Here is a 23009-nt window from a genome sequence, read left to right as displayed (position 1 = left end):
AAGCCGTTTCGACGCGGCTTTTGGGTAATTCGTTCAGAAAAACGGCAAATGGGAGGCAGTAGAGATACTGCCTCCCAAAAGCAGTTCAAGATTACTTGACGTCGGCCTTGGCGCCAGCGTCTTCAAGCTTCTTCTTGATGTCAGCGGCTTCAGCCTTGTTGACGCCTTCCTTGACAGCCTTCGGAGCGGCTTCAACGAGATCCTTGGCTTCCTTGAGGCCGAGACCAGTGATGGCGCGGACTTCCTTGATGACGTTGATCTTGTTGGCGCCGACATCCGTGAGGATGACGTCGAACTCGGTCTTTTCTTCTTCAACGACAGCAGCAGCGCCAGCACCGCCGGCAGCGGCAGCAACAGCTACCGGAGCAGCAGCGGAAACGCCCCACTTTTCTTCGAGAAGCTTCGACAGTTCTGCAGCTTCCAGAACGGTCAGCGAGGAGAGGTCGTCAACGATCTTTGCGAGATCAGCCATTTTACTAGTTCCTTTTGTTCGGTTCGAACCGGTTGATTATAAACAGCGAAAAACCGCCTTACGCGGCTTCGTCCTTCTTGGCGTAGGCCGCAAACACGCGGGCAAGCTGGCTTGCCGGTGCTGCAACAACCCCCGCGATGCGGGTAGCCGGTGTCTGGATCATGCCCAGCAGCTTCGCACGCAGCTCATCGAGCGAAGGCAGGGTCGCAAGCGACTTGACTGCATCGGCGTTGAGCGTGGTTGTTCCCATGGCGCCGCCCAGAACAATGATCTTGTCATTGGTCTTGGCGAAATCCATGACGACCTTCGGAGCGGTGATCGGATCGGTGCTGTATGCAATCAGCGTCTGACCCTTGAAGAGATTGGACATCCCTTCCGCTTCCGTACCCTGAAGGGCAATCTTGGCCAGGCGGTTCTTCGCGACTTTGACGGTACCGCCAGCTGCGCGCATCTTCGAACGAAAATCGTTCATCTGCGCGACTGTGGCACCAGCATAGTGGGCCACGACAACTGAGCCCGAAGCCTTGAAGACTTCGTTCAGTTCCGTGACGAATTCGCGTTTTTCCGCTCTTTCCACTGCCTATCTCCAGTTGGCGGGACCGAATGGGCCCGCCGGTTGCCTTTTGCCTCCTGGGATCATGAGAGATCCCAAGCGACGCTTGAGGATCCTGTCCCCCCGCGCTCTCGCGCCAATTAAGGCTAAAGAGGCACAAGGCATCCAAGGCTCGAACCGAGTTCCTAGAAGCGAACTTCTTGCAATTCGGGTCTTACCCGTCTCATGCAGGCACAGTGATTAAGGGAAAACCACCTGCAATCTCGGACAGGATTCCGGATTTCTCCGGAATATTCCGGCCCCTTGCGAGGCCGGAAATTCAGTCGCCGGACTTAACGCCCGGCCATAAACTTACGCAGCCGGAGCACCGGTGACCGAGCCGGGCTCGATCTTGACGCCCGGGCCCATGGTCGAGGAAATCGCCACGCGCTTGACGTAGTTGCCCTTGGCGCCAGCCGGCTTCGCCTTGATGACGGCGTCAGCAAAGGCGCGGATGTTTTCTTCCAGAGCCTTGGCGTCGAATGAGGCCTTGCCGATACCGGCATGGACGATGCCAGCCTTCTCGACGCGGAACTCGACAGCGCCGCCCTTGGAAGCCTTGACGGCTCCGGCGACGTCCATGGTGACTGTGCCGACCTTCGGGTTCGGCATCATGCCGCGCGGACCGAGAACCTTACCGAGACGGCCGACGAGCGGCATCATGTCGGGGGTGGCGATGCAGCGATCGAATTCGATCTTGCCGCCCTGGACGATTTCGACGAGGTCTTCGGCGCCGACGATATCGGCACCGGCGGCCTTGGCTTCGTCAGCCTTGGCGCCACGAGCGAAGACGGCGACGCGAACCGTGCGGCCCGTGCCGTTCGGCAGGTTGACGACGCCGCGAACCATCTGGTCCGCATGGCGCGGGTCGACGCCGAGGTTCATCGAGACTTCGATGGTTTCGTCGAACTTGGCGACAGCCCGTTCCTTGACCATGCCGATGGCCAGGGTCAGAGCGTAGAGCTTGGTGGGATCAACACCTTCGTTGATCTTCTGCGTGCGCTTACCAGCCATGATCTTAACCCACCACTTCCAGGCCCATGGCGCGGGCAGAGCCCTCGATCATCGCCATTGCACCTTCGATATCCGCTGCGTTCAGATCCTTCATCTTGGCTTCTGCGATCGACTTGATCTGAGCCTTGGTGAGGGAGCCGGCCTTGGCGCCCTTGCCGGGCGTCTTGGAACCGGACGTGATCTTCGCTTCCTTCTTCAGCCAGTAGCTGACCGGCGGCTGCTTCATCGCGAAGGTGAAGGACTTGTCCTGGTAATAGGTGATGACGACCGGAATCGGCATACCCTTTTCCATTTCCTGCGTGGCGGCATTGAACGCCTTGCAGAATTCCATGATGTTAATGCCACGCTGACCAAGCGCCGGACCAATCGGCGGGGACGGGTTTGCCGATCCTGCCTTGACCTGAAGCTTGAGCTGGCCTGCAACTTTCTTAGCCATATCTCTCTGCCTTTCATGAACGGCCGGTCGCCCGGCCCGTGATGCCGGATCTCTCCGGCGGCTGCGGTTGCGTGGTGCGGATCCTTAGGGTCCGGCTAAGACCCCTCACCTTCCACGCGGGTGCGGACAACGACCGCAGGAAACAGGCCGCAAGGGCCAGCTTCCAGTTTCTGCAATCAGACCTTCTCGACCTGAGCGTATTCCAGCTCGACCGGCGTTGCGCGGCCGAAGATCGACACTTCCACCTTCAGGCGCGAACGTTCTTCGTCCACATCCTGAACCGTGCCGTTGAACGACGCGAACGGGCCGTCGGAAACGCGGACCTGCTCGCCGATCTCGAAGGTAATGGAGGCCTTCGGCCGCTCGACACCTTCCTGGACCTGACCGAGAATGCGCTCGGCTTCATAATCCGGAATCGGAACGGGCTTATTGTCGGAGCCGAGGAAACCTGTGACCTTCGGCGTATTCTTGATCAGATGGTAGGCTTCGTCGGTCAGATTGGCACGAACCATGACATAGCCCGGGAAAAACTTACGCTCGGAATCGACCTTGCGGCCGCGACGCACTTCCACCACCTTTTCAGTCGGCACGAGGATCTTCTCGAACAGATGCTCAAGCCCCTTCTGGCGAGCCTTGTTCTCGATGTCTTCAGCCACCTTCTTTTCAAAATTTGAATATGCGTGGACGATGTACCAACGTGCCGCCATTTTCATTTCCACCCGTATCAGTTGCCGGTATTCAGCACGAAGCTCAGAGCCCAGCCGATCAGTTGGTCAGCGGCAAAGAAAAACAGCGCGGCGAAAACCACCATCACCAGCACCATGACCGTCGAGATCATGGTCTCGCGGCGCGACGGCCATGTAACTTTCGACGTCTCGGAGCGAACCTGCTGCAGAAACGCAAACGGATTGGATTTTGATGCCATCGACTGCCCACGCAATTACGGCGCGTAAAGCTGAAACTATCAGCCCCACGCACCGCGTGTCTGTTGAACCCTAAATAAACACCGATTTCCGAATACACAAGGGGGAAACCGAAGTTTAACGAAATTACTTACCACCAATCAATCCCCGACCGGAAATGCCGCGAGCATGTCCGCGCTGTCCCGCATCAAGGAAAATGGCAGGGGCAGTAGGGCTCGAACCTACGACCTGCGGTTTTGGAGACCGCCGCTCTACCAACTGAGCTATACCCCTTCATACCGATCATTCAGCGCCAGGGCCAAGGCCCGCAAATCGCTGCTGAAAAGCATGGCGCTCCCTTTAAGACGACGGCACGGGATTGGCAAGCACGATTTTCGATTTTCAAAGCCATTCTCCTGATATGCGAGCGATCGGCCTTTCAATCGCGGAACCACGGTCCGTTCAGACCTTCACATATTTCCGCCAATCGTGTTCTTCCTTAAAACCCAGCACCTCGCGGATCTTGCGGTTGGAGAGCAGGCCCTCATATTCGCCGATCTCGCGGGTGAAGGGCACGTTCGGAAAGAATCGCTTCGCAAGCTCTTTCGATGGCGTATTGGCAGAGACGGTGTCGTTGGCAGCGTTGAAGACCTGGTAGCCGAGACCGTCCTTCTCGATGCAGAGATGGCAGATCTGCCCGAGGTCGCGGGCGTCGATATAGCTCCAGGCGATACGCTTGCGCATCTCGGGATTGGCGAAATAAGTCGGAAACTTCTCGTACTCGTCAGGCTCGATGACGTTGCCGATGCGCAACGCATAGATGTCGAAGCCCGAACGTTCGGCAAAGGCGCGCGCCGTCTTTTCGTTGACCACCTTCGAAAGGCCGTAGGAATCCATCGGATTGACGTCATAATCCTCCTCCAGCGGGAACTGGTGGAAATCGCGATGGCCTTCGGCAAAGCAGACGCCGTAAGTCGTCTCGCTCGATGCGACGATGATCTTCCGGATGCCGAGCTTCACCGCCGCCTCGATGACATTATAGGTGCCCATCGTGTTGATGCGGAAGGTTTCGTTATCGGGCTTGATCAGGATGCGCGGGATGGCGGCGAAATGCACGACGGCGTCGGAGGGCTGCACGCCCCTGCCCGCGTCGAGATCGGGAAAATCGCGATGCATCGAGAGCGCGTTGAAGACCTGACCGCTATCGGTGATGTCGGCGATGAGATTGGTGACGCCGGGGCTATCCAGCGGCACGAGATCGAGGTTGTGAACCTCGTAGCCGGCATTGACGAGCCACGGCACCGCATGGCGACCTGCCTTGCCCGAACCGCCGGTGAATAGAATACGTCTCTTCATGGAATATCCTCCGCGTCATGAAATCGGAGGCATAGATAGACGCTTCCGCGCGAAGAGCAAGCGAGCGTCCCGCAAGGGTTCACCCCCGCGTCGCCAGGAGCATCCTATCCGGGAGCACCTGGCCGATTATTTCCGATCACCGCAGAACCCTGCGATGCTCGGCAAAGGTCGTCACTTGACGACACTTACCTCGCCAATCTGCACGACGGCAGACTGAACTACTTCTTGCGGAATTGCAGCGATGAAAAACATCGTGAAAACATACATCGCGAATATCGTCGCAGCGAATGTGGCCTTTGGAATCATCCGGGCTCTCCTCTTTGCAAGAAGGAGTCTGGACTACAATGGTCCAATCACAAACCGGTTTCTGAACGTGAGATGAACAAAATACTGTGACAGGCCAATTTAACGATATTTTTACAACACCTGTTAAACCTACAGGAAGCCATGAAAATGAAAAACCCCGCTGTTTCCAGCGGGGTCTTCATAATTGCGGATAACTCGAAAGTTACTCGACGATCGACGCGACGATACCGGCGCCGACGGTGCGGCCGCCCTCGCGGATCGCGAAGCGCAGCTTTTCTTCCATTGCGATCGGAACGATCAGCTCGACCGATACCGTGACGTTGTCGCCCGGCATCACCATCTCCGTGCCTTCCGGCAGCGTCACGATGCCCGTCACGTCGGTCGTGCGGAAGTAGAACTGCGGACGGTAGTTGGTGAAGAACGGCGTATGACGGCCACCCTCTTCCTTCGTCAGGATGTAGGCTTCTGCCATGAACTTCTTGTGCGGCTTGACCGAACCCGGCTTGCACAGAATCTGGCCACGCTCAACACCATCACGGGTGACGCCGCGGATCAGCGCGCCGATGTTGTCGCCAGCCTGGCCCTGATCGAGCAGCTTGCGGAACATTTCAACGCCGGTCACCGTCGTCTTCGTCGTCGGGCGGATGCCGACGATCTCGACTTCTTCGCCAACCTTGACGATGCCACGCTCGACGCGGCCGGTCACAACCGTGCCGCGGCCAGAGATCGAGAACACGTCTTCGATCGGCAGCAGGAACGGCAGGTTGATCGGACGCTCAGGCGTCGGAATGTAGGCGTCGACAGCGGCCATCAGTTCGCGGATCGAATCCTCGCCGATCTTCTTGTCCGAATCTTCGAGAGCAGCCAGCGCCGAACCCTTGACGATCGGGATATCGTCGCCCGGGAAGTCGTAGGACGACAGCAGTTCGCGCACTTCGAGCTCGACCAGCTCGAGAAGCTCGGCGTCGTCAACCTGGTCAACCTTGTTCAGGAACACCACGATCGCCGGAACGCCGACCTGGCGGGCGAGCAGAATGTGTTCGCGCGTCTGCGGCATCGGGCCGTCGGCAGCCGAGCACACCAGGATCGCGCCGTCCATCTGGGCAGCACCGGTGATCATGTTCTTGACGTAGTCGGCGTGGCCGGGGCAGTCGACGTGGGCGTAGTGGCGGGCCGGCGTCTCGTATTCAACGTGGGCCGTCGAAATCGTGATGCCACGCGCCTTTTCTTCCGGAGCCGCGTCGATCTGATCGTACGCCTTGTACTCACCGAAGTACTTCGTGATCGCTGCCGTCAGAGACGTCTTACCGTGGTCAACGTGGCCAATCGTGCCAATGTTGACGTGCGGCTTGTTGCGCTCAAACTTACTCTTTCCCATTTGAATGCTTCCTGTGAACGAAAATGGTGGCCCCGGCGAACCGGTTTAGTGCCGCCGTTTAAGGCTTTCGGCGACATTGCGCAAGACTTAATTGCAGACGCCAAACTTGGCCTGACAGCGCATATGGGAGACAATTCGCCGCCTGCAAGGCGATTCGCCAAAGCCCCCTCGAAAATCGCTGAAATCTTAGAGAAAATCGCATTGACCGCCGGAGACGCGCTATAGACGTTCGGCGTCGAGCGCCCTTCCCTACCAGTCGATAATCGCAATCGCCAGCTTCTCCGCCAGCGCCGGAGATATCTCGGGGACTATCACAGCAGCGGTCGAATAAAGTAGCGTAACGGAAACTGGAGCGGGTAGCGGGAATCGAACCCGCGTATTCAGCTTGGAAGGCTGCTGCTCTACCATTGAGCTATACCCGCGGGGTGGTCCGATCCGATGACGAATGGTGGAGAGAGTTGGATTTGAACCAACGTAGGCTGAGCCAACGGATTTACAGTCCGTCCCCTTTAACCACTCGGGCATCTCTCCAGTTTTCGTCCGGATCGCAAGACCAAGTTCGTCAGACTTCGAAGCGTTGCTGCCCGTCGTCTGCGCCGCGTATATGACCGGAGCATTTCAGTCTGTCAACACGATGACAACGGAAAAAACACGAAAAATTTCATTCGCCACCGAAAGCCGGCATATGAAAGAAAGCCTATGCGGCAGCGAACGCCATGGCTATAAAGCTGCATGAGCAAAGACAACAAATCCGGCGGCAAGACCGCGACAGACCCATCCGCCAAGGATACACATTACGCCACTCTGCGGCGCGCCCACCGTGACGCCAAGCGCGAACGCGGCGAGATTCCGACGCCTCAGCCGCAGAAGCGAAAGCGCGGCGGCGAAGACTGGAAGCCGCCGGCGCTTGCGCCCGACCAGGTGCATCTCTATGGCCTGCATACGGTGCGCGCGGCCCTCGACAATCCCGAGCGCAAGAAGATCAAGCTGTTCGTGACGCAGAACGCGCTGGCGCGCCTCGAAGTCGACGTCGAAGCGCTCGGCATGCCCTTCGAGATCGTTTCTCCGCAGGAGATCGACAAGGTGCTCGGCCCCGAGGCGATCCATCAGGGCGTCATGCTGGAAACACGGCCGCTTCCGGTACGCCGGCTTGAAGCGCTGAAGGAAAGCCCTCTCCTGCTCGTCCTCGATCAGGTGACCGACCCGCACAATGTCGGCGCGATCATGCGCTCAGCCGTCGCCTTCAATGCCGGCGCGGTGATCACCACCCAGCGACACAGCCCGACCGAATCGGGCGTGCTCGCCAAGTCCGCCTCCGGCGCGCTGGAACTGATACCTTATATACAGGTCACCAATCTCGCCGATGCGCTCGGTGAACTGCACAAGCTCGGTTTCTCCACCATCGGCCTCGATTCGGAAGGGCCGGCGCCACTCGAAGGCACCTTCTCGGGCGAGAAAGTGGCGCTCGTGCTCGGCTCCGAGGGCAAGGGACTTCGGCAGAAGACGCGGGAAACCGTCAACGCACTTGCCCGTCTCGACATGCCGGGCTCGATCAAATCGCTCAACGTCTCGAATGCAGCGGCAATCGCGCTTTATGCGGCGCGGCTCCACCTGAAGGCATAGGCTGGCCCGCAGGCAGTCATTCAAAGTGCTACAACGTCCTTTGCGCGTCTGAGAAGGCGCGTGACGCTGTCGTCGCGGCAATAGGGAATTGTCATGATCCGTTATATTCCCACGCTCGCGGCTCTGGAAGGCGGCAGGCCGCTTTCGCTCGTCCGCCGCTGCCGCAGTCCGGCTCCGATGCCAGAAAAATCCACTTTTGCCTTGGAATGACACCCCGGAGCACTATGATCGGCCAATGATTGGTCACAGCGACCGGCTCAGAAGCAAGAAGGAACGATCCCTATCATGGCCATTCGACCGCTGATTTTCGGTATCCTCTTCATCGCGGTCTTCGTCGTGATTATCCTCAGCATCATTTGGGTGGACACGTCGCACCCCGTCCACCAGCCCGATCCCCTGTCACCGATAGTGCCCGGCCCCGCGACGCCGGGACCGGTGCAATAATTCTGGCAGGAACGCGGACGGAGATCAGGATCGAGGCGAGCGTCAACGAGCCCGTCACTCATTAAAGTAACGGCCCGGATGATCCGGGCCGTTATCGTCAGCTGCGGTAGAGCCAGAACGGCATGCCGCGATCGCGATCGCGCCACTCGCGGCGCTCCTGCCAACGCTCGGCACGCCACCGCCGCCAATGACGGCGATCATCGCGCCAGTCGGACCGGCGCCAATCGCGCTCATGACGCCAACCACGATCGTCACGGTCGCGATCACGTCGCCAGCCACGGTCGTCGCGGTCGCGATCACCTCGCCAGCCATCACGAATTTGAACGATATCGCCCTGCGCCGTCACCGCTGGCCGCTCGGCCGGCATGGCGGCCGCCGGTGCGACGGACGCGAAAGCCGCACCGACGGAAATGGTTGCGGCAAGAAAGAGATGTGCGAGCTTCACGGGCTGTTTCCTCATTGATGATGAGGCGAAGATAGGCGGGCGCGGCTGAATTGGCGCTGAAGCAGCCCTTCACGCGCGGTTCATCAACCGATATGAACCTTCTGAAAAGTCTGCCGGTGCGATTGAGCCAAACAGCATCGAACCCAGACTATGGGGTAGCAGACGGTATCGTGGGGAAAAGATGGTGCAGCTAATCGGATCATTCTGGAACCAGTCCGCCTTCGTTCCTGACGGAACTACGACGCGACAGCCTCCACTTAGCTGCTCTCTTCGGCTCGCCGAGCCGAAGCTCACAGAGCGTAGGCTGGTGCCCCCGCCAGGGTTCGAACCCGGGACCCCCTGATTACAAATCAGGTGCTCTACCAACTGAGCTACAAGGGCAATAGTTGCCCAACTAGCAGATTCTGTGATTCTGTAAAGGGGAAATCCGCGACCGCGCGGGCAGGTCGGCTGCAGCTCAAAACACTTCGCGATAGAAAACGTCCTTGTCGCGCAAGGCCTTTATCCTTTAGCTAGGGCAGCATCATAAAGGGCATTGCATGGGCCGTTCATTTCAGACGCTTTCCTTTCTCGCCTCACCAACGACGGAGGCGCTTGCCGCGCGCGAGGAGTTGATTGGCATCTATGGCGACGTCCCGGCAGACGAAGCCGACGTCATCGTCGCGCTCGGCGGCGACGGTTTCATGCTGCAGACGCTGCACAACACCATGAATTCCGGCAAGCTGGTTTACGGCATGAATCGCGGCTCGGTCGGTTTCCTGATGAACGATTATCGGACCGACCAGCTTCAGGAGCGCATCTGCGTCGCCGTCGAAAACGTCTTTCGGCCATTGCAGATGACGACGGCCAACGCCGACGGCACCAACTCGACGGCGCTCGCCATCAACGAGGTCTATCTTTTTCGCCAGTCCTATCAGGCCGCTAACCTGAGGGTCATGGTGGACGGGCGCGTCCGGCTGGAGGAACTGATCTGCGACGGGCTGATGGTGGCGACACCTGCCGGATCGACGGCTTATAATCTTTCCGCCCATGGCCCGATCCTGCCGCTCGAGGCGCCGCTGCTTGCCATGACGCCGGTCAGCGCTTTCAGGCCGCGGCGCTGGAGGGGCGCTCTGCTGCCGAACAAGGTGACCGTCGATATCGACATTCTCGAGCCGGAGAAGCGGCCGGTCAACGCAGTGGCCGACAATACCGAGGTCAAGTCGGTGCTGCATATCCGCATCGCCCAGTCGGAGCATGTGACGGCGCGCATTCTTTCTGATCCCGACCGCTCCTGGTCCGACCGTATTCTCGCCGAGCAGTTCAAGGATTGAGACGATGGCAATGCGACGGATATTGATGACCAGCCTCCTGCTTGTGGGATGGAGCGCCACGGCGGAGGCCGCGCCGGCGCAGGATGCCCTCCTGCCGGCATCGGTGATTTTCGCGACCAGCACCGGCTATTGGGAGGACGACGGCAACGCACCTGATGTAGAGCGGGCGCCGACCGGCGCCGAGAGCGTTGCTAACCCCGAAGGAGAAGGGGCGCAGCGCCACGGCTACTACAAGCTCTTTGCCGTGCGCCAGCCGGACAGGACCTCGAAGGTCTATCTGCAGCAGATTGCCCAGACCGAGACCGGTCCGGCGATCGCCTCGACCATCGAACTGCAGGAATTCAGCGAACTGAAGCCTTACGTGACCGATATCCGCCCTGAGAATTCGAACGGCATCATCAAGCAACCAGGGCTCTTCGCCACGGTCTATCTGAAGACAGACCCTGCCGCGGAGCCGGATGGCTGGACCGTGCTGATCGACGAATTCGGCGACATCACCGTCGAGAAGGCGACGAATTAACGGCTGGGACGTGTTCAAAGGGGCATCCGGGCAATGAAACTGGGCTTTCGTGACGGCGTTCTCTACGACGAGAAAAGGTCGGATTGGGATGCCGCCGGTCCCAGACCCATCAACTGGTCCCTCTGGTACCCCGCCGCCGATGATGCGCGGGAAAGCGAGATCCCGGAAAGAAGCTGGTTCCAGAAAGCGGCCGTCGCCCGCAATGCACCGATCCGACCGGAGGCCGTGCCCTATCCCCTTGTCCTTCTGTCGCATGGCACCGGCGGATCCGCGGCCGGACTGGAGTGGCTGGCGCGACGCCTGGTAGAACGCGGATCTGCAGCGCTCGGCGTCAGCCATCACGGCAATACCGGCATCGAGCCCTATCGCGCTGATGGCTTCGCCTGCCTTTGGGAACGGGCGCCTGATCTAAGCTACATGCTCGACCATTGCGATGCGTGGCTCAGCGATTTCTCAGGCCACATCGATACGAACAGCGTCTTCGCAGCGGGATTTTCGGCCGGGGCCTATAGCGTGACGCTGCTGCTTGGCGCTGTCGCCCAGTTCTCGCAGTTCGAACCGTCCAGGATGAAGCCGGGTGGCGCGCGCGGACCGAGGGAATTTCCCGACCTTGCCGATCATATCCCGGCATTGCTGCGCACCAGCGATGTGTTTCGCGATTCGTGGTCCCGGATGTCGGAGTCTTACCGAGACGACAGAATCAAGGCCGCACTCATCTGCGCGCCGGGCCGGTCCGTTCTCGGCTTCAGCGAGGAAAGCCTGAAAGCGGTTGATGTGCCTGCCCTTGTCCTGGTCGGCGATGCCGACCGGGCGGCACCCGCCGAAGAATGTTCGTCGTGGCTGCATGCGCGGCTCCGGCGCAGCGCTCTTAAAATCTTCGGTGGCGGCCTTGGACATTATGTCTTCGTGCCAGAGGGCACGGCGCTCGGCCTCGCTTTTGCGGCAGAACTCTTTACCGATCCCCCAGGCATCGAGCGCGCAGCCGTTCATGAAGAGATCGCCGATCTTTCGGCAGCGCTGTTTCGAGATAGCGACGTCATCGCCTGAGCAAAAGAAAAGCAAAGAAAAGTCCGCCGACATCGCCGAAATCAGCCCCTCATCCGGCTGCCGCCACCTTCTCCCCGTAAACGGGGCGAAGGGACAATGCCGCAACCTTTCCGTTCCCCTCTCGATCTCGCAGGGCACGTCCCCTCGCCCCGTTTACGGGGAGAGGGTTAGGGTGAGGGGCAACTACCCGCGCGAACCGGACAGCACCGAATATGACGAATTGGCCCCGTTTTCAGGGCTTTCGCGTCTGCACCCTATCAGTCGACATCCTCGACGACCGCGTCGGCGGCGCCGCTGATGCGGTGAGCGAGTGCTGCTTCCATGAACTCGTTCAGGTCGCCGTCGAGAACGTCATCCGGCGCGCTGCTGGCGACACCGGTGCGCAGGTCCTTGACCATCTGATAGGGCTGCAAGACGTAAGAGCGGATCTGGTGACCCCAGCCGATCTCCGTCTTGGAAGCGGCTTCGGCGCTGGCGGCGTCCTCGCGCTTCTTCAGTTCGGCTTCATACATGCGGGCACGCAGCATGTCCCACGCCTTGGCGCGGTTCTTGTGCTGCGAGCGCTCCTGCTGGCACTGCACGACGATGCCCGTCGGGATATGCGTGATGCGCACGGCCGAGTCGGTGGTGTTGACGTGCTGCCCGCCGGCGCCCGACGAACGATAGGTATCGATGCGGCAGTCGCTTTCGTTGATCTCGATCTGGATCGAGTCGTCGACAACCGGATAGACCCAGATCGACGAGAAGGAGGTGTGCCGGCGCGCATTGCTGTCGTAGGGCGAGATGCGCACCAGCCGGTGCACGCCCGATTCGGTCTTCAGCCAGCCATAGGCATTGTGGCCCTTGACGAGCAGGGTCGCGGACTTGATGCCCGCCTCTTCGCCGTCATGGACTTCGAGAAGCTCGACCTTGAAGCGCTGGCGTTCGGCCCAGCGGGTGTACATGCGCAAAAGCATGTTCGCCCAGTCCTGGCTTTCGGTGCCGCCGGCGCCGGAATGGACTTCGAGATAGGTGTCGTTGCCATCGGCTTCGCCGGAGAGCATGGCTTCCACTTGGCGTCGCCCGGCCTCGGCCTTCAAAGCCTTCAGGGTGTCTTCGGCTTCCTTGACAACACTCTGGTCGCCCTCTTCCTCGCCAAGCTCGATCAGCTCGATATTGTCGTTCAGCTGCTGCTCGAGCTGCTTGACGCCGTTGATGCCGTCATCGAGTTGCTGGCGTTCGCGCATCAGCTTCTGCGCTTCGGAAGCGTCGTTCCAGAGGTTCGGATCCTCTGCCTTGTTGTTCAACCAGTCCAGCCGTCTTATCGCCTGGTCCCAGTCAAAGATGCCTCCTCAGCAGGGTGATAGCCTGCTTGGTTTCATCGACCACGTTTTCGATTTCCGCTCGCATTTTCCTGCTTCTCTGTATCGGTCTTCTTAGGTGCTGGTGACATAGAGACGCCCGCCGCGGATGTAAAGGCCCGCGACGGGCGTACAAATTCAGGTCTCGTCAGAACAGGCCGGGCGTGCCGGTCTGGACGGCCTGGTTCGCCTGCGGCGAGGTCTTCAGGATTTCCTCCGGCGCCATGGTGCTGTCCATTCCGATGACGGAGAAGCTGTCGGCCGGGCCGGTGCCAGGCTTGAAGGCCTCGATGATGGTGTTCGGATCGCCTTCGCCAGCCGCCATGCCGGTCTTGCGGTCGATCGGGATTAGGTTCATGCCTGATGGAATGACGAATTTCGATTCCGGCGTATCCTTGACGACCGCCTGCATGAATTCGTTGAAGATCGGGGCAGAGAGACCGCCGCCGGTGCCGCCACGGCCGAGCGGGCCTGGCGTATCGAAGCCCATATAGAGGCCTGCGACCAAATCCGGCGTGAAGCCGACGAACCAGGCATCCTTCTCGTCATTGGTGGTGCCGGTCTTTCCGGCGACGTCGCGACCGCCGAGATCAATCTTGCCGGCAGCGGTGCCGCGCTGGATGACGCCCTGCATCATCGAGGTGATCTGGTACGCGGTCATCGGATCGAGAACGGTTTCGCGATTGTCGACGACATTCGGCTCTTCCTGGTTCTGCCAGTCACCGGCATTGCAGCCCTGGCACAGACGCTCCTCATGCTTGAAGATCGTCTTGCCGTAGCGGTCCTGGATGCGGTCGATCAATGTCGGCTTGATCTGCTTACCGCCATTGGCGATGACCGAATAGGCCGAGACCATGCGCAGCACTGTCGTGTCGCCGGCGCCGAGCGACATGGAAAGAACCGGCAGCATGTGATCGTAGATGCCGAAGCGCTCGGCATATTCGGCGACGATGTTCATGCCGAGATCGTTGGCGAGGCGCACCGTCATCAGATTGCGCGAATGCTCGATGCCCGAACGCAGCGTCGACGGGCCGCCGGATTCGCCGCCATAGTTTTCCGGCCTCCAGACTTGGCCGCCCGAGACGATTTCGATCGGCGCGTCCATGATGACCGAAGCCGGCGTATAACCATTGTCCATCGCCGCGGCGTAGACAAAGGGCTTGAACGAGGAGCCCGGCTGGCGCATCGCCTGGGTGGCGCGGTTGAATTCGGACTGGGCATAGGAGAAGCCGCCGACCATGGCGAGCACGCGGCCGGTCTTCGGATCCATGGCGACCAGGCCACCCTGCACCTTCGGCGGCTGCTGCAGGCGATAGGAGGTCGACGCGTCGTCACCGAGCTTTGCGACATAGACAACGTCACCAGGGGCTACGGCGCCGACCGGCGATTTCGTGGTCTTGCGGCCGCCGTCGGCCGAACGGAAGGCCCATTGCATGTTCTTGGCGTCGATCGTGCCGCGCTGGCGATCGGCCGCAACCTTGCCGCTGCCATCCTTGGCCGGCTGCAGGCCGATGTCGACGGTGCTGTCTGACACGGCGAGCACCACGGCAAGCCGCCATTCCGGCACATCGGACAATGCGGGGATATCGGCTAGCGCCTTGCCCCAATCACCGCTTGCGTCGATCTGCTTGATCGGGCCGTGGAAACCGCGGCGCTCGTCGTAAGTGACCAGACCGTCCTGCAGCGCCTTGCGAGCGGCGAGCTGCATCTGCGGATCGAGCGACGTGCGCACCGAAAGGCCGCCCTCATAGAGGACTTTTTCGCCGTACTGGTCGATCAGCTGGCGGCGCACGGCTTCGGCGAAATAATCCGAAGCAAAGAGCGAGGGGCCGGTGGTGCGGGCGGTGACGCCGAGCGGCTGCTTCTTGGCTTCCTCGCCGTCAGGCTGGCTGACATAGCCGTTCTCGACCATGCGGTCGATCACCCAGTTGCGACGCTCGAGTGCAGCTTCCGGATGGCGGAACGGATGATAATTGGCAGGCCCCTTCGGCAGCGATGCCAGATAGGCGGCTTCGGCGACGGTCAGTTCGGTGACGGATTTGTTGAAATAGGTGAGTGCTGCGCCGGCGATGCCATAGGAATTCAGACCGAAGAAGATCTCGTTCAGGTAGAGTTCGAGGATCTTGTCCTTGCTGTAGGCCTGCTCGATGCGGAAGGAGAGGATCGCTTCCTTGATCTTGCGGTCGATCGTCTGGTCCGAGCTCAAAAGGAAGTTCTTGGCCACCTGCTGGGTGATTGTGGAGGCGCCGACCGGGCGGCGGCCGGAACCGAAATTCTGCAGGTTGACGAGGATTGCGCGGCCGAGACCGGTGAGATCGACGCCCGGATGATTGTAGAAATTCTTGTCTTCGGCCGACAGGAAAGCCGCCTTCACACGGTCGGGAACCGCCTGGATCGGTAGGAAGAGACGCTTTTCCTTGGCATATTCGGCCATCAAAGCGCCGTTGCCGGCATGGACGCGGGTCGTCACCGGCGGCGCGTAGCTGTTCAGAACGGCATAGTCCGGAAGATCCTTCGCGACATTGGCGAGATAGATGGCAATACCCGCCGCCGCGACCAGAAACAGGACGCAGGCCATTCCGAAGAAATATCCAAAAAGTCTAACCATATATCAGCTACCGGTCTTTTCGATCTTCAATCGGCGCAGACGCAACGATTGTACAGATCAAGGCAATTTGCACGTTGCGCGGCTTACTCCATGAGCGCTACCGCCACAAGCCGATTCCGCGCTCAAGGCTTACGAAACATAAGCCGGAGTAACGGCGCGAATGTGAGCAAAATAGGGCTGTCTGCGCCGCATTCACGGCTGTGGCGGCGTTTCATTAGAACTGTCACATCCAAGCAACGCCCGTTCCCGCCGCCAATCTGAGGTATCTTGCTCAGAATTTGATTCATGCGGCGCACTTAAATCTCTGTTTTTATGAATCTTTGTTTTTATAGGGCCGCCGTGCCGCAACCGCTACAGATTTTGGGCGGCGGCCGTCAGCCGCCATTCGCCATGACGGCGGCGCGGTATCGCTTGATTGCGTCGGTCAGGAGACCGGCGATCTTGCCACGCCAGGCCTCGTCGAGCAGCAGTTTCTCGTCCTCGGCATTCGAGAGGAACCCGATCTCAAGAAGGATCGACGGCACGTCAGGGGCCTGCAGTACGCGGAAGCCGGCATGACGGTGCGGATTGTTGATGGTGCCGACCTGATCCTTGAAAGAATTCAGCACGCTCTCGGCCAGCGAGATCGAGAAGGCCTGCGTCTCACGCCGCGTCAGATCGAGCAGGATGTCGGCGACCTCGGGCGGCTCGGCGATCGTCTCCTTGCCGGCGATCTGATCGGAGAGGTTTTCACGTTCGGCAAGGTCGGCGGCGAGCTTGTCGGATGCCTTGTCGGAGATCGTGTAGACGGTTGCGCCGCGGATATCCTTCTGCTTCAGCGTATCGGCATGCAGCGAAATGAACAGGCCGGCATGGTTCTGGCGGGCGATCAGCACACGCTGCGAAAGCGACAGGAACTCGTCGTCCTCGCGCGTCAGGAAAGCCTTGATGCCCGGTTCCTTGTTCAGCCGGTCGGTCAAGGCCTTGGCGAAGGCGAGCGTCACCTGCTTTTCCTCGGTCTTGGTGTCGACGCCGATCGCGCCGGTGTCGATGCCGCCATGGCCGGCGTCGACGGCGATGACGAAATCGCCGGGCGCAGTCTTTTGCGGTGCCGGAATGGCGCTCGTCGTCTGAGCCGCCTCAGTCCGATTGCTCCAGGATTGCGTCTTCACCAGTTCGGCAAAGGCCTTCTTGTCGATCATCTCCGCATCGAGCACGAGGCGATGGCCGTTGCCCGTCTCATCGGCCTGCACCTTGGCAAGCGCCAGCTTCACCGGCCCTGCCGTCGTCAGCACGATGCGGGCGCTCTCTTCGTCCATCTTGCCGTAGCGGATATCCTTGAACAGGCCGCGGGCGGCAAGATCCTTCGCCGGAAAACCGAAGGCGGTCGCCGGCAAGTCAACGACGATGCGTTCCGGATTGGCGATATAGTGGACGGAGAAACGCGGCTCGCGATCGAAATCGATGACGATGCGGGTCCTTGCATCGTCGCCGACGATGCGCGCGCCATAGGCAAGCAGCGGATCCCTGGCCTCGACAGAACTGGCAGCGGCCGGCAGCAGACTAGCAGCCAGAAGCGCCGCCAGAACCCGCCTTGCGAATGTCGATCGCCGCGCTGCGGATTTCGCCGCGATCCGAGCCCTCTTAAACAATAAACCGCCACACCCTATCTGTATTGCGATGGACCCGACGCGGCTGCGGCCAACGTCCTGTGACGAAACACCCGCTGCAGCCTGCCGAATCGCGATCACTTTATCCCCAGTTTGTATGCGTTGCGAAATCCATCAATATTATGGCACATTTGGCTTTTCCCTTGCTATTGTGACACAGAAAACATACAACGAATTTCAGGGTAAAGTGTTGACGGGATAGAGTCGCCGCAAAGGCTGCCAGCCAGATCAGGACCTGGCGCCACACCGGTCATCGTCCGCCGTCTCATGCGCTTCATCCCTAGAACTGGATCCTGATTTTCCGGCTTATTGTCGGAATTCATTGGTGGATCAGCCACCACGCTCTCAGGGAGCAAACTCATCGGACCCGAACGGGTCTTCGTATTTGTCGATCACGCTTGGTTGTTGATGGTTTCGCAGCAGGTTTTATCTGAAGTGTACAGGCCCCGGACCGAAATGGTTCCGGCTGCGGTCTGGCTGCTGCCCTCCCCCTCGCATCAGGCGCGACTTTCATTATCCGGCGCGGCCACAGTGGACCGCATTCTTTCTGTCTCAACAGCAGTCGGGAATGCGCTCTCGCGGCCACGCCGAGGAGCACAGCTTACATGGCAGACAAAATGCTTATCGATGCGTCTCACGAGGAAGAGACGCGCGTCGTTGTCGTTCGCGGGAACCGCATAGAAGAATTTGACTTCGAGTCCCAGCACAAGAAGCAGATCCGCGGCAACATCTATCTTGCAAAGGTAACGAGGGTCGAACCCTCGCTGCAGGCCGCCTTCGTCGATTACGGCGGCAACCGGCACGGCTTCCTGGCCTTCGCCGAAATCCATCCCGACTATTATCAGATACCGCTTGCCGACCGTCAGGCACTGCTTCGGGCCGAGGCCGAGGAGCATCGCCGCGACGAAGACGTCGAGCATGTCGAAACCGCGCCGATGGTCGATCTTTCCAAACAGGATCAGCCGGATGTGGGTATCGTTCCGGCAGAGGCGCCGGAAACGGCTGCCGCAACGGAAGAGACCGCAGCGGTAGAGGCCGCGGCATCACCCGAGGCCACCGAGGAAGCGCCGGCCAAGAAGGCAAGGCCGCGCCGCAGCCGCAAGAAGGTCGTAGAACCGGTTGCCGAAACGACCGCGACCGAGGATGCTGTTCCCACAGACGTCGAAGCCGAAGGCGCTTCGAGCGTCGACAATGAGGATGACGGTTCGACCGGCGGCGCGATGGCTGCGATGGTGGAAACCGACTCGATTTCCGAGGACGTCGATACCAGCAAGCGTCGCCACGATGACGACGACGACGATGACGATCACGGCGAAGAGGAAGTCATCGAATCCGTCGGCGCCGAAGACGCGATGGAAGAAGTGCCGGACCGCGTGCAGCGCAAGCCGCGCAAGCAGTACCGCATTCAGGAAGTCATCAAGCGCCGCCAGATCCTGCTCGTGCAGGTCGCCAAGGAAGAGCGCGGCAACAAGGGTGCAGCCCTTACCACCTATCTCTCGCTCGCCGGCCGCTATTCGGTGCTGATGCCGAACACGGCGCGCGGCGGCGGCATTTCCCGCAAGATCACCAATCCTGCCGACCGCAAGCGCCTGAAGGAAATTGCGCGCCTGCTCGAGGTGCCGCAGGGCATGGGCGTCATCCTTCGCACCGCCGGTGCCAACCGCACCAAGGTCGAGGTCAAGCGCGACTTCGAATATCTGATGCGCCTCTGGGAGAATGTGCGCACGCTGACGCTGGCGTCCACCGCTCCCTGCCTCGTCTATGAGGAAGGCTCGCTGATCAAGCGTTCGATCCGCGATCTCTACAACAAGGATATCAGCGAAGTCATCGTTTCCGGCGAAGAAGGCTATCGTGAAGCGAAAGACTTCATGAAGATGCTGATGCCGAGCCATGCCAAGGTGGTTCAGCCCTACCGCGACATCCATCCGATCTTTTCGCGTTCCGGCATCGAGGCTCAGCTCGACCGCATGCTGCAGCCGCAGGTGACGCTGAAGTCCGGCGGCTACCTGATCATGAACCAGACCGAAGCGCTGGTCTCGATCGACGTCAACTCCGGCCGCTCGACCCGCGAACATTCGATCGAGGACACTGCGCTGCAGACGAACCTCGAGGCTGCAGACGAAGTCGCCCGCCAGCTTCGCCTTCGCGACCTTGCCGGCCTGATCGTCATCGACTTCATCGACATGGAAGAGAAGCGCAACAACCGCGCCGTCGAGAAGAAGCTGAAGGAATGCCTGAAGAACGACCGCGCCCGCATCCAGGTCGGCCGGATCTCGCATTTCGGCCTGCTCGAAATGTCGCGCCAGCGCATCCGCGCTTCGGTTCTCGAATCGACCACGCAGGTCTGCTCGCATTGCGGCGGCAGCGGCCATGTGCGTTCGCAGTCTTCCGTCGCCCTGCATGTCCTGCGCGGCATCGAAGAATATCTGCTCAAGAACACCACGCACAACATCACCGTGCGCACCACGCCTGACATCGCGCTCTACCTGCTCAACCACAAGCGCCAGACGATCGTCGATTATGAGAGCCGCTTCGGCGTTGCGATCATCATCGATGCGGACGGCTCGGTCGGTGCGCAACATTTCGCGATCGATCGCGGCGAACCGGTGGAAAACCCGGTCAAGATCGAAACCCTCTTCAACTTCGCAGCTATTCCCGAGGATGACGACGACGATATCGTCATCGAAGTGGATGAGGAGGAAGACGAGGAACTTGAGGAAAAGCCGGTCGTTTCCGAGCGGCCCGTCGCGGCACGCGCGGAAGGCGACGCTGACGGCAACCGCAAGCGCAAGCGCCGCAGGCGCCGCCGCGGCCGCAACGGCAATGCCGAACAACCCCTATCAGCGGCAGGCGAAGCCGGCGACGAGGATGAGGACGGTGACGACGAGGGCGGCGAAGGTGATGAAAACACCGAGGCCACGCCCGAGACACGCGCTGAAAGCGAGGAATCGCAGCGCCGCAAGCGCCGCCGTCGCGGCAAGCGTGGCGGCCGCCGCAATCGCGCCGAGGATGGCTCCGAACTGACGGCTGGCGAAGCCGGTGAAGACAATGGCGGCGGTGAGGACGAAGGCGACGACGTTTCGAACGACGGCGCTCCGAGCGAAGCCGTAGCGGTCGAGGCGATTGCCGAACAGGCCGACGAAGGCCAGGCCGCGATGGCAGCCGTCGAGAGCGTGCCTGTCATAACCGAAGAGGTAAAGCCCGCCCGTGCCCGCGGCCGCCGCAAACCGGCCGCAGCGCCGGTCGAGGAACCGGTTGCAGAGACGGCCCCTGTGGCCGAGGCCGAACCGGAATTGGTGGAAGCCTCCGCCGATCTCGAAACATCAGTTCAGGAGGAAGCAAAGCCGGTTCGCGCCAACCGCGAATCCAACATCTCCTCCTCCGAGCCAACGGTGAAATCCACCCGCGTCGAGAATGGCGAAGGCGATGACGGCAAGCCGAAGAAAGCCGGCTGGTGGCAGCGCCGTGGCTTCTTCTGAACGCTGATTTTCGGACGTAAACACTGAAATCCGGCCGCGGCTACGCGGCCGGATTTTCGTTTATGGTAACGGCATCGTCGCCGAGCTTGAACCGCCGTGACGTGGATATGTATCTTCTATGATGATCACATATGGGGCGCGATCATGCGGACGAATATCGATATCGATGATGCCTTGCTCGACGCGGCAATGACCGCCGCGGGATTGGCAACGAAAAAGGCCACTGTCGAGCAGGCTTTGCGAAATCTTGTCGAGAAGCACCGGCGGAAAAATGCGATCGCAGATCTCGCGGGGATAGGCTGGGAAGACGACCTCGACGAGATACGTCACGACCTGTCGGACGATACAAGGTGATCGTCGTCGACAGTTCGATCCGATGGCCGAGCGTCTCGGCCTTGGGATCGCCTGCCCCTGCTTGCGATCAGGCGGCCGGGGGATAGAGCAGGTCGACGATGTAGCTGGCGTCGAAGCGGGAATCGAGCATGCCGTAGGTGGAGCGCCAGCCGCCGGCAAGACGCGTCTCGATGAAGGCATCGGCAATGCGCCCTGCCCCAAGGCGATAGAGTTCGGCTGCACCGGCGGCGAGCGCCAGCTGCTCGACGAGCAGGCGCGCGGCACCCTCGTCCTGTTCGCAAAGCGCGATTGCGGCGCGCAGCACGTCGATCGTCTTCTTGCCGGCAGGGCCGAGATCGCGGGCAAGGCCGGCGAAGACCGTTTCGAACAGATCCTTGCCGCGGTTCAGCACGCGCAGCACGTCGAGCGCCATGACGTTGCCGGAGCCTTCCCAGATGGCGTTCACCGGAGCCTCCCGGTAATGGCGGGCGATCGGGCGCTCTTCGATGTAGCCGTTGCCGCCGATGCATTCCATCGCTTCGTAGATCAGCGCCGGCGCGATCTTGCAGCACCAGTATTTGGCCACCGGCGTCATGACGCGGGCATAGGCTGCTTCCTCGGCATTGCCGCGCGCCTTGTCGAAGGCATCGGCAAGACGGAAGGAGAGTGCCGTCGCGGCGGCGACATCGAGCGCCATGTCGGCGAGCACGCGCGTCATGATCGGCTGGTTGACGAGCATCTTGCCGAAGACGCTGCGGCCGCGGGTGTGGTGCACGGCTTCGGCGAGCGAGGCGCGCATCATGCCTGACGAGGCCAGCGCGCAGTCGAGCCGGGTCAGCGTCACCATGTCGAGGATGGTGCGGATGCCGGCGTCCGGCCCCCCGAGCAGGAAACCGAACGTGTCTGAGAATTCGACCTCGCAAGAGGCGTTGGAGCGGTTGCCGACCTTGTCCTTCAGCCGCTGGAACTGCAGACCGTTGGCGGAGCCATCCTCCAGAAGGCGCGGCACAAGAAAGCAGCCCATGCCCTCCTTCGTCTGCGCCAGCATGATGAAGGCATCGCTCATCGGCGCGGACATGAACCATTTGTGTCCGGACAGCCGGTAGATGCCCTCGCTGACCTTTTCGGCAGCGCTCCTGTTGGCGCGCACATCCGTTCCGCCCTGCTTTTCCGTCATGCCCATGCCGATGGTCACGGCGGATTTCTGCATGGCGGGCTTGTTCGACGAATCATATTTGCGCGAGAGAATTTTCGGCGCCCAGTCCTTCTGGACCGCGGGCGAAGCCGAGAGCGCCGCAACGGAGGCGCTCGTCATCGTCAGCGGGCAGAGATGGCCGGATTCCAGCTGCGACGTCAGATAAAACCGCGCGGCGCGAACCTTGTGGGCCTCGTCCTTGGCCTCGGTATCGGCCTGGGGATCCCAGACGGAGGAATGCAGGCCGACCGACATGGAGCGGCGCATCAGCGCATGCCAGGCGGGGTGAAACTCGACGACGTCGACGCGTTCACCGCGCGGACCGTGGGTGCGCAGCTGCGGGGCGCCCTGGTTGGCCATGCGCGCCATCTCCTGCGCCTCCAGCGAGGTGACGTAGCGGCCCATGTTTTCCAGGTCTTCGCGGATGCCGCGCGGCAGGGCCGCCGTCAGGTCGACGATCAGCGGATCGGACCGATAGGCGTTGATGCCGGACCACAGGCTCGGCTGGTTGAGTTCTGCGAGTTTGTCGTCAGTCCGGTTGGCGGAGGTCATAATTC

The 23009-nt window shown here is 60.7% G+C and carries 20 protein-coding genes and 4 tRNA genes; 6 read left to right on the top strand and 18 right to left on the bottom strand.

Annotated elements, in window-relative coordinates:
* Nucleotides 1–91 precede the first annotated feature (91 nt).
* The 12 genes from rplL to V8P77_RS23930 form a co-directional block, all read right to left on the bottom strand.
* The gene (rplL, locus tag V8P77_RS23985) at nt 92–472 is read right to left on the bottom strand and encodes a 50S ribosomal protein L7/L12 (RefSeq protein ID WP_025394140.1); all 381 of its coding nucleotides are present in this window, start codon (nt 470–472) and stop codon (nt 92–94) included.
* Nucleotides 473–530: 58 nt separating this feature from the next.
* Nucleotides 531–1049, bottom strand: a complete 519-nt coding sequence (rplJ, locus tag V8P77_RS23980; protein WP_003547522.1) for a 50S ribosomal protein L10 — start codon at nt 1047–1049, stop codon at nt 531–533.
* A gap of 327 nt (nt 1050–1376) precedes the next feature.
* Nucleotides 1377–2078: a 50S ribosomal protein L1 gene (gene rplA, locus V8P77_RS23975; RefSeq protein ID WP_003547520.1), complete on the bottom strand. Its 702-nt coding sequence runs from the start codon at nt 2076–2078 to the stop codon at nt 1377–1379.
* 4 nt (nt 2079–2082) lie between these two features.
* Complete coding sequence (gene rplK / locus V8P77_RS23970; protein WP_003547518.1) at nt 2083–2514, bottom strand: 50S ribosomal protein L11; 432 nt, start codon at nt 2512–2514, stop codon at nt 2083–2085.
* A gap of 176 nt (nt 2515–2690) precedes the next feature.
* Nucleotides 2691–3221, bottom strand: coding sequence for a transcription termination/antitermination protein NusG (gene nusG / locus V8P77_RS23965; protein ID WP_003547516.1), 531 nt, complete (start codon nt 3219–3221; stop codon nt 2691–2693).
* A gap of 17 nt (nt 3222–3238) precedes the next feature.
* On the bottom strand, nt 3239–3439 hold the full coding sequence (secE, locus tag V8P77_RS23960; RefSeq protein WP_003547514.1) for a preprotein translocase subunit SecE: 201 nt from the start codon (nt 3437–3439) through the stop codon (nt 3239–3241).
* 195 nt (nt 3440–3634) lie between these two features.
* Nucleotides 3635–3710 (bottom strand) — tRNA-Trp (locus V8P77_RS23955).
* Between the two features lie 168 nt (nt 3711–3878).
* A complete protein-coding gene (locus tag V8P77_RS23950; protein ID WP_335914536.1) occupies nt 3879–4772 on the bottom strand; it encodes an NAD-dependent epimerase/dehydratase family protein in 894 nt (297 codons plus the stop codon).
* A gap of 171 nt (nt 4773–4943) precedes the next feature.
* Nucleotides 4944–5078 carry a hypothetical protein gene (locus V8P77_RS23945; protein WP_003547509.1) on the bottom strand — a complete coding sequence of 45 codons (135 nt, stop codon included), beginning with the start codon at nt 5076–5078 and terminating at the stop codon, nt 4944–4946.
* Between the two features lie 202 nt (nt 5079–5280).
* Entirely contained in the window at nt 5281–6456 is a 1176-nt protein-coding gene (gene tuf / locus V8P77_RS23940; protein WP_012757012.1) for an elongation factor Tu, read from the bottom strand.
* Nucleotides 6457–6804: 348 nt separating this feature from the next.
* A tRNA-Gly gene (locus tag V8P77_RS23935) sits at nt 6805–6878 on the bottom strand.
* Nucleotides 6879–6902: 24 nt separating this feature from the next.
* Nucleotides 6903–6987, bottom strand: a tRNA-Tyr gene (locus tag V8P77_RS23930).
* 201 nt (nt 6988–7188) lie between these two features.
* Between V8P77_RS23930 and rlmB the strand changes: the two genes are divergently transcribed.
* Nucleotides 7189–8079, top strand: coding sequence for a 23S rRNA (guanosine(2251)-2'-O)-methyltransferase RlmB (rlmB, locus tag V8P77_RS23925; RefSeq protein WP_335914535.1), 891 nt, complete (start codon nt 7189–7191; stop codon nt 8077–8079).
* A 541-nt stretch (nt 8080–8620) separates the two neighbouring features.
* Here the strand turns inward: rlmB and V8P77_RS23920 are convergent.
* Together V8P77_RS23920 and V8P77_RS23915 are read right to left on the bottom strand one after the other, a co-directional pair.
* The gene (locus V8P77_RS23920; protein ID WP_027665401.1) at nt 8621–8968 is read right to left on the bottom strand and encodes a hypothetical protein; all 348 of its coding nucleotides are present in this window, start codon (nt 8966–8968) and stop codon (nt 8621–8623) included.
* A 305-nt stretch (nt 8969–9273) separates the two neighbouring features.
* Nucleotides 9274–9349, bottom strand: a tRNA-Thr gene (locus V8P77_RS23915).
* Between the two features lie 158 nt (nt 9350–9507).
* Here V8P77_RS23915 and V8P77_RS23910 point away from each other — a divergent pair.
* The 3 genes from V8P77_RS23910 to V8P77_RS23900 are packed head-to-tail and all read left to right on the top strand — an operon-like array spanning nt 9508 to nt 11848.
* A complete protein-coding gene (locus V8P77_RS23910; protein ID WP_017959976.1) occupies nt 9508–10281 on the top strand; it encodes an NAD kinase in 774 nt (257 codons plus the stop codon).
* Between the two features lie 4 nt (nt 10282–10285).
* Entirely contained in the window at nt 10286–10801 is a 516-nt protein-coding gene (locus V8P77_RS23905; protein WP_335914534.1) for a hypothetical protein, read from the top strand.
* Between the two features lie 33 nt (nt 10802–10834).
* Nucleotides 10835–11848, top strand: coding sequence for an alpha/beta hydrolase family protein (locus tag V8P77_RS23900; protein WP_335914533.1), 1014 nt, complete (start codon nt 10835–10837; stop codon nt 11846–11848).
* A gap of 257 nt (nt 11849–12105) precedes the next feature.
* Here V8P77_RS23900 and prfB read toward each other — a convergent pair.
* From prfB to V8P77_RS23885, 3 genes are all read right to left on the bottom strand, one after another.
* Nucleotides 12106–13237, bottom strand: a protein-coding gene (gene prfB, locus V8P77_RS23895; RefSeq protein ID WP_128404385.1) for a peptide chain release factor 2 whose coding sequence is annotated in 2 segments (ribosomal slippage) — nt 12106–13167 and nt 13169–13237 — 1131 coding nt in all. Because the reading frame shifts where the segments join, the coding sequence is not laid out codon by codon here.
* Between the two features lie 99 nt (nt 13238–13336).
* Nucleotides 13337–15796, bottom strand: a complete 2460-nt coding sequence (locus V8P77_RS23890; RefSeq protein WP_335914532.1) for a penicillin-binding protein 1A — start codon at nt 15794–15796, stop codon at nt 13337–13339.
* A gap of 374 nt (nt 15797–16170) precedes the next feature.
* The gene (locus V8P77_RS23885) at nt 16171–17427 is read right to left on the bottom strand and encodes an N-acetylmuramoyl-L-alanine amidase (protein WP_335914531.1); all 1257 of its coding nucleotides are present in this window, start codon (nt 17425–17427) and stop codon (nt 16171–16173) included.
* 623 nt (nt 17428–18050) lie between these two features.
* On the opposite strand from V8P77_RS23885, the gene V8P77_RS23880 reads away from it, so the two are divergent.
* Entirely contained in the window at nt 18051–20924 is a 2874-nt protein-coding gene (locus V8P77_RS23880) for an Rne/Rng family ribonuclease (RefSeq protein WP_335914530.1), read from the top strand.
* A gap of 144 nt (nt 20925–21068) precedes the next feature.
* Nucleotides 21069–21278, top strand: a complete 210-nt coding sequence (locus V8P77_RS23875) for a type II toxin-antitoxin system VapB family antitoxin (protein ID WP_335914529.1) — start codon at nt 21069–21071, stop codon at nt 21276–21278.
* 67 nt (nt 21279–21345) lie between these two features.
* On the opposite strand, the gene V8P77_RS23870 is transcribed toward V8P77_RS23875, so the two are convergent.
* Nucleotides 21346–23004, bottom strand: a complete 1659-nt coding sequence (locus tag V8P77_RS23870; RefSeq protein WP_335914528.1) for an acyl-CoA dehydrogenase family protein — start codon at nt 23002–23004, stop codon at nt 21346–21348.
* Between the last annotated feature and the right edge of the window lie 5 nt (nt 23005–23009).

Origin of the sequence: Rhizobium aouanii (genome assembly GCF_037002925.1) — a bacterium.
GTDB classification, from domain to species: Bacteria; Pseudomonadota; Alphaproteobacteria; order Rhizobiales; family Rhizobiaceae; genus Rhizobium; species Rhizobium aouanii.
The sequence above is the reverse complement of the archived record's forward strand: the minus strand, read 5'-3'. Positions and strand labels throughout refer to the sequence as shown.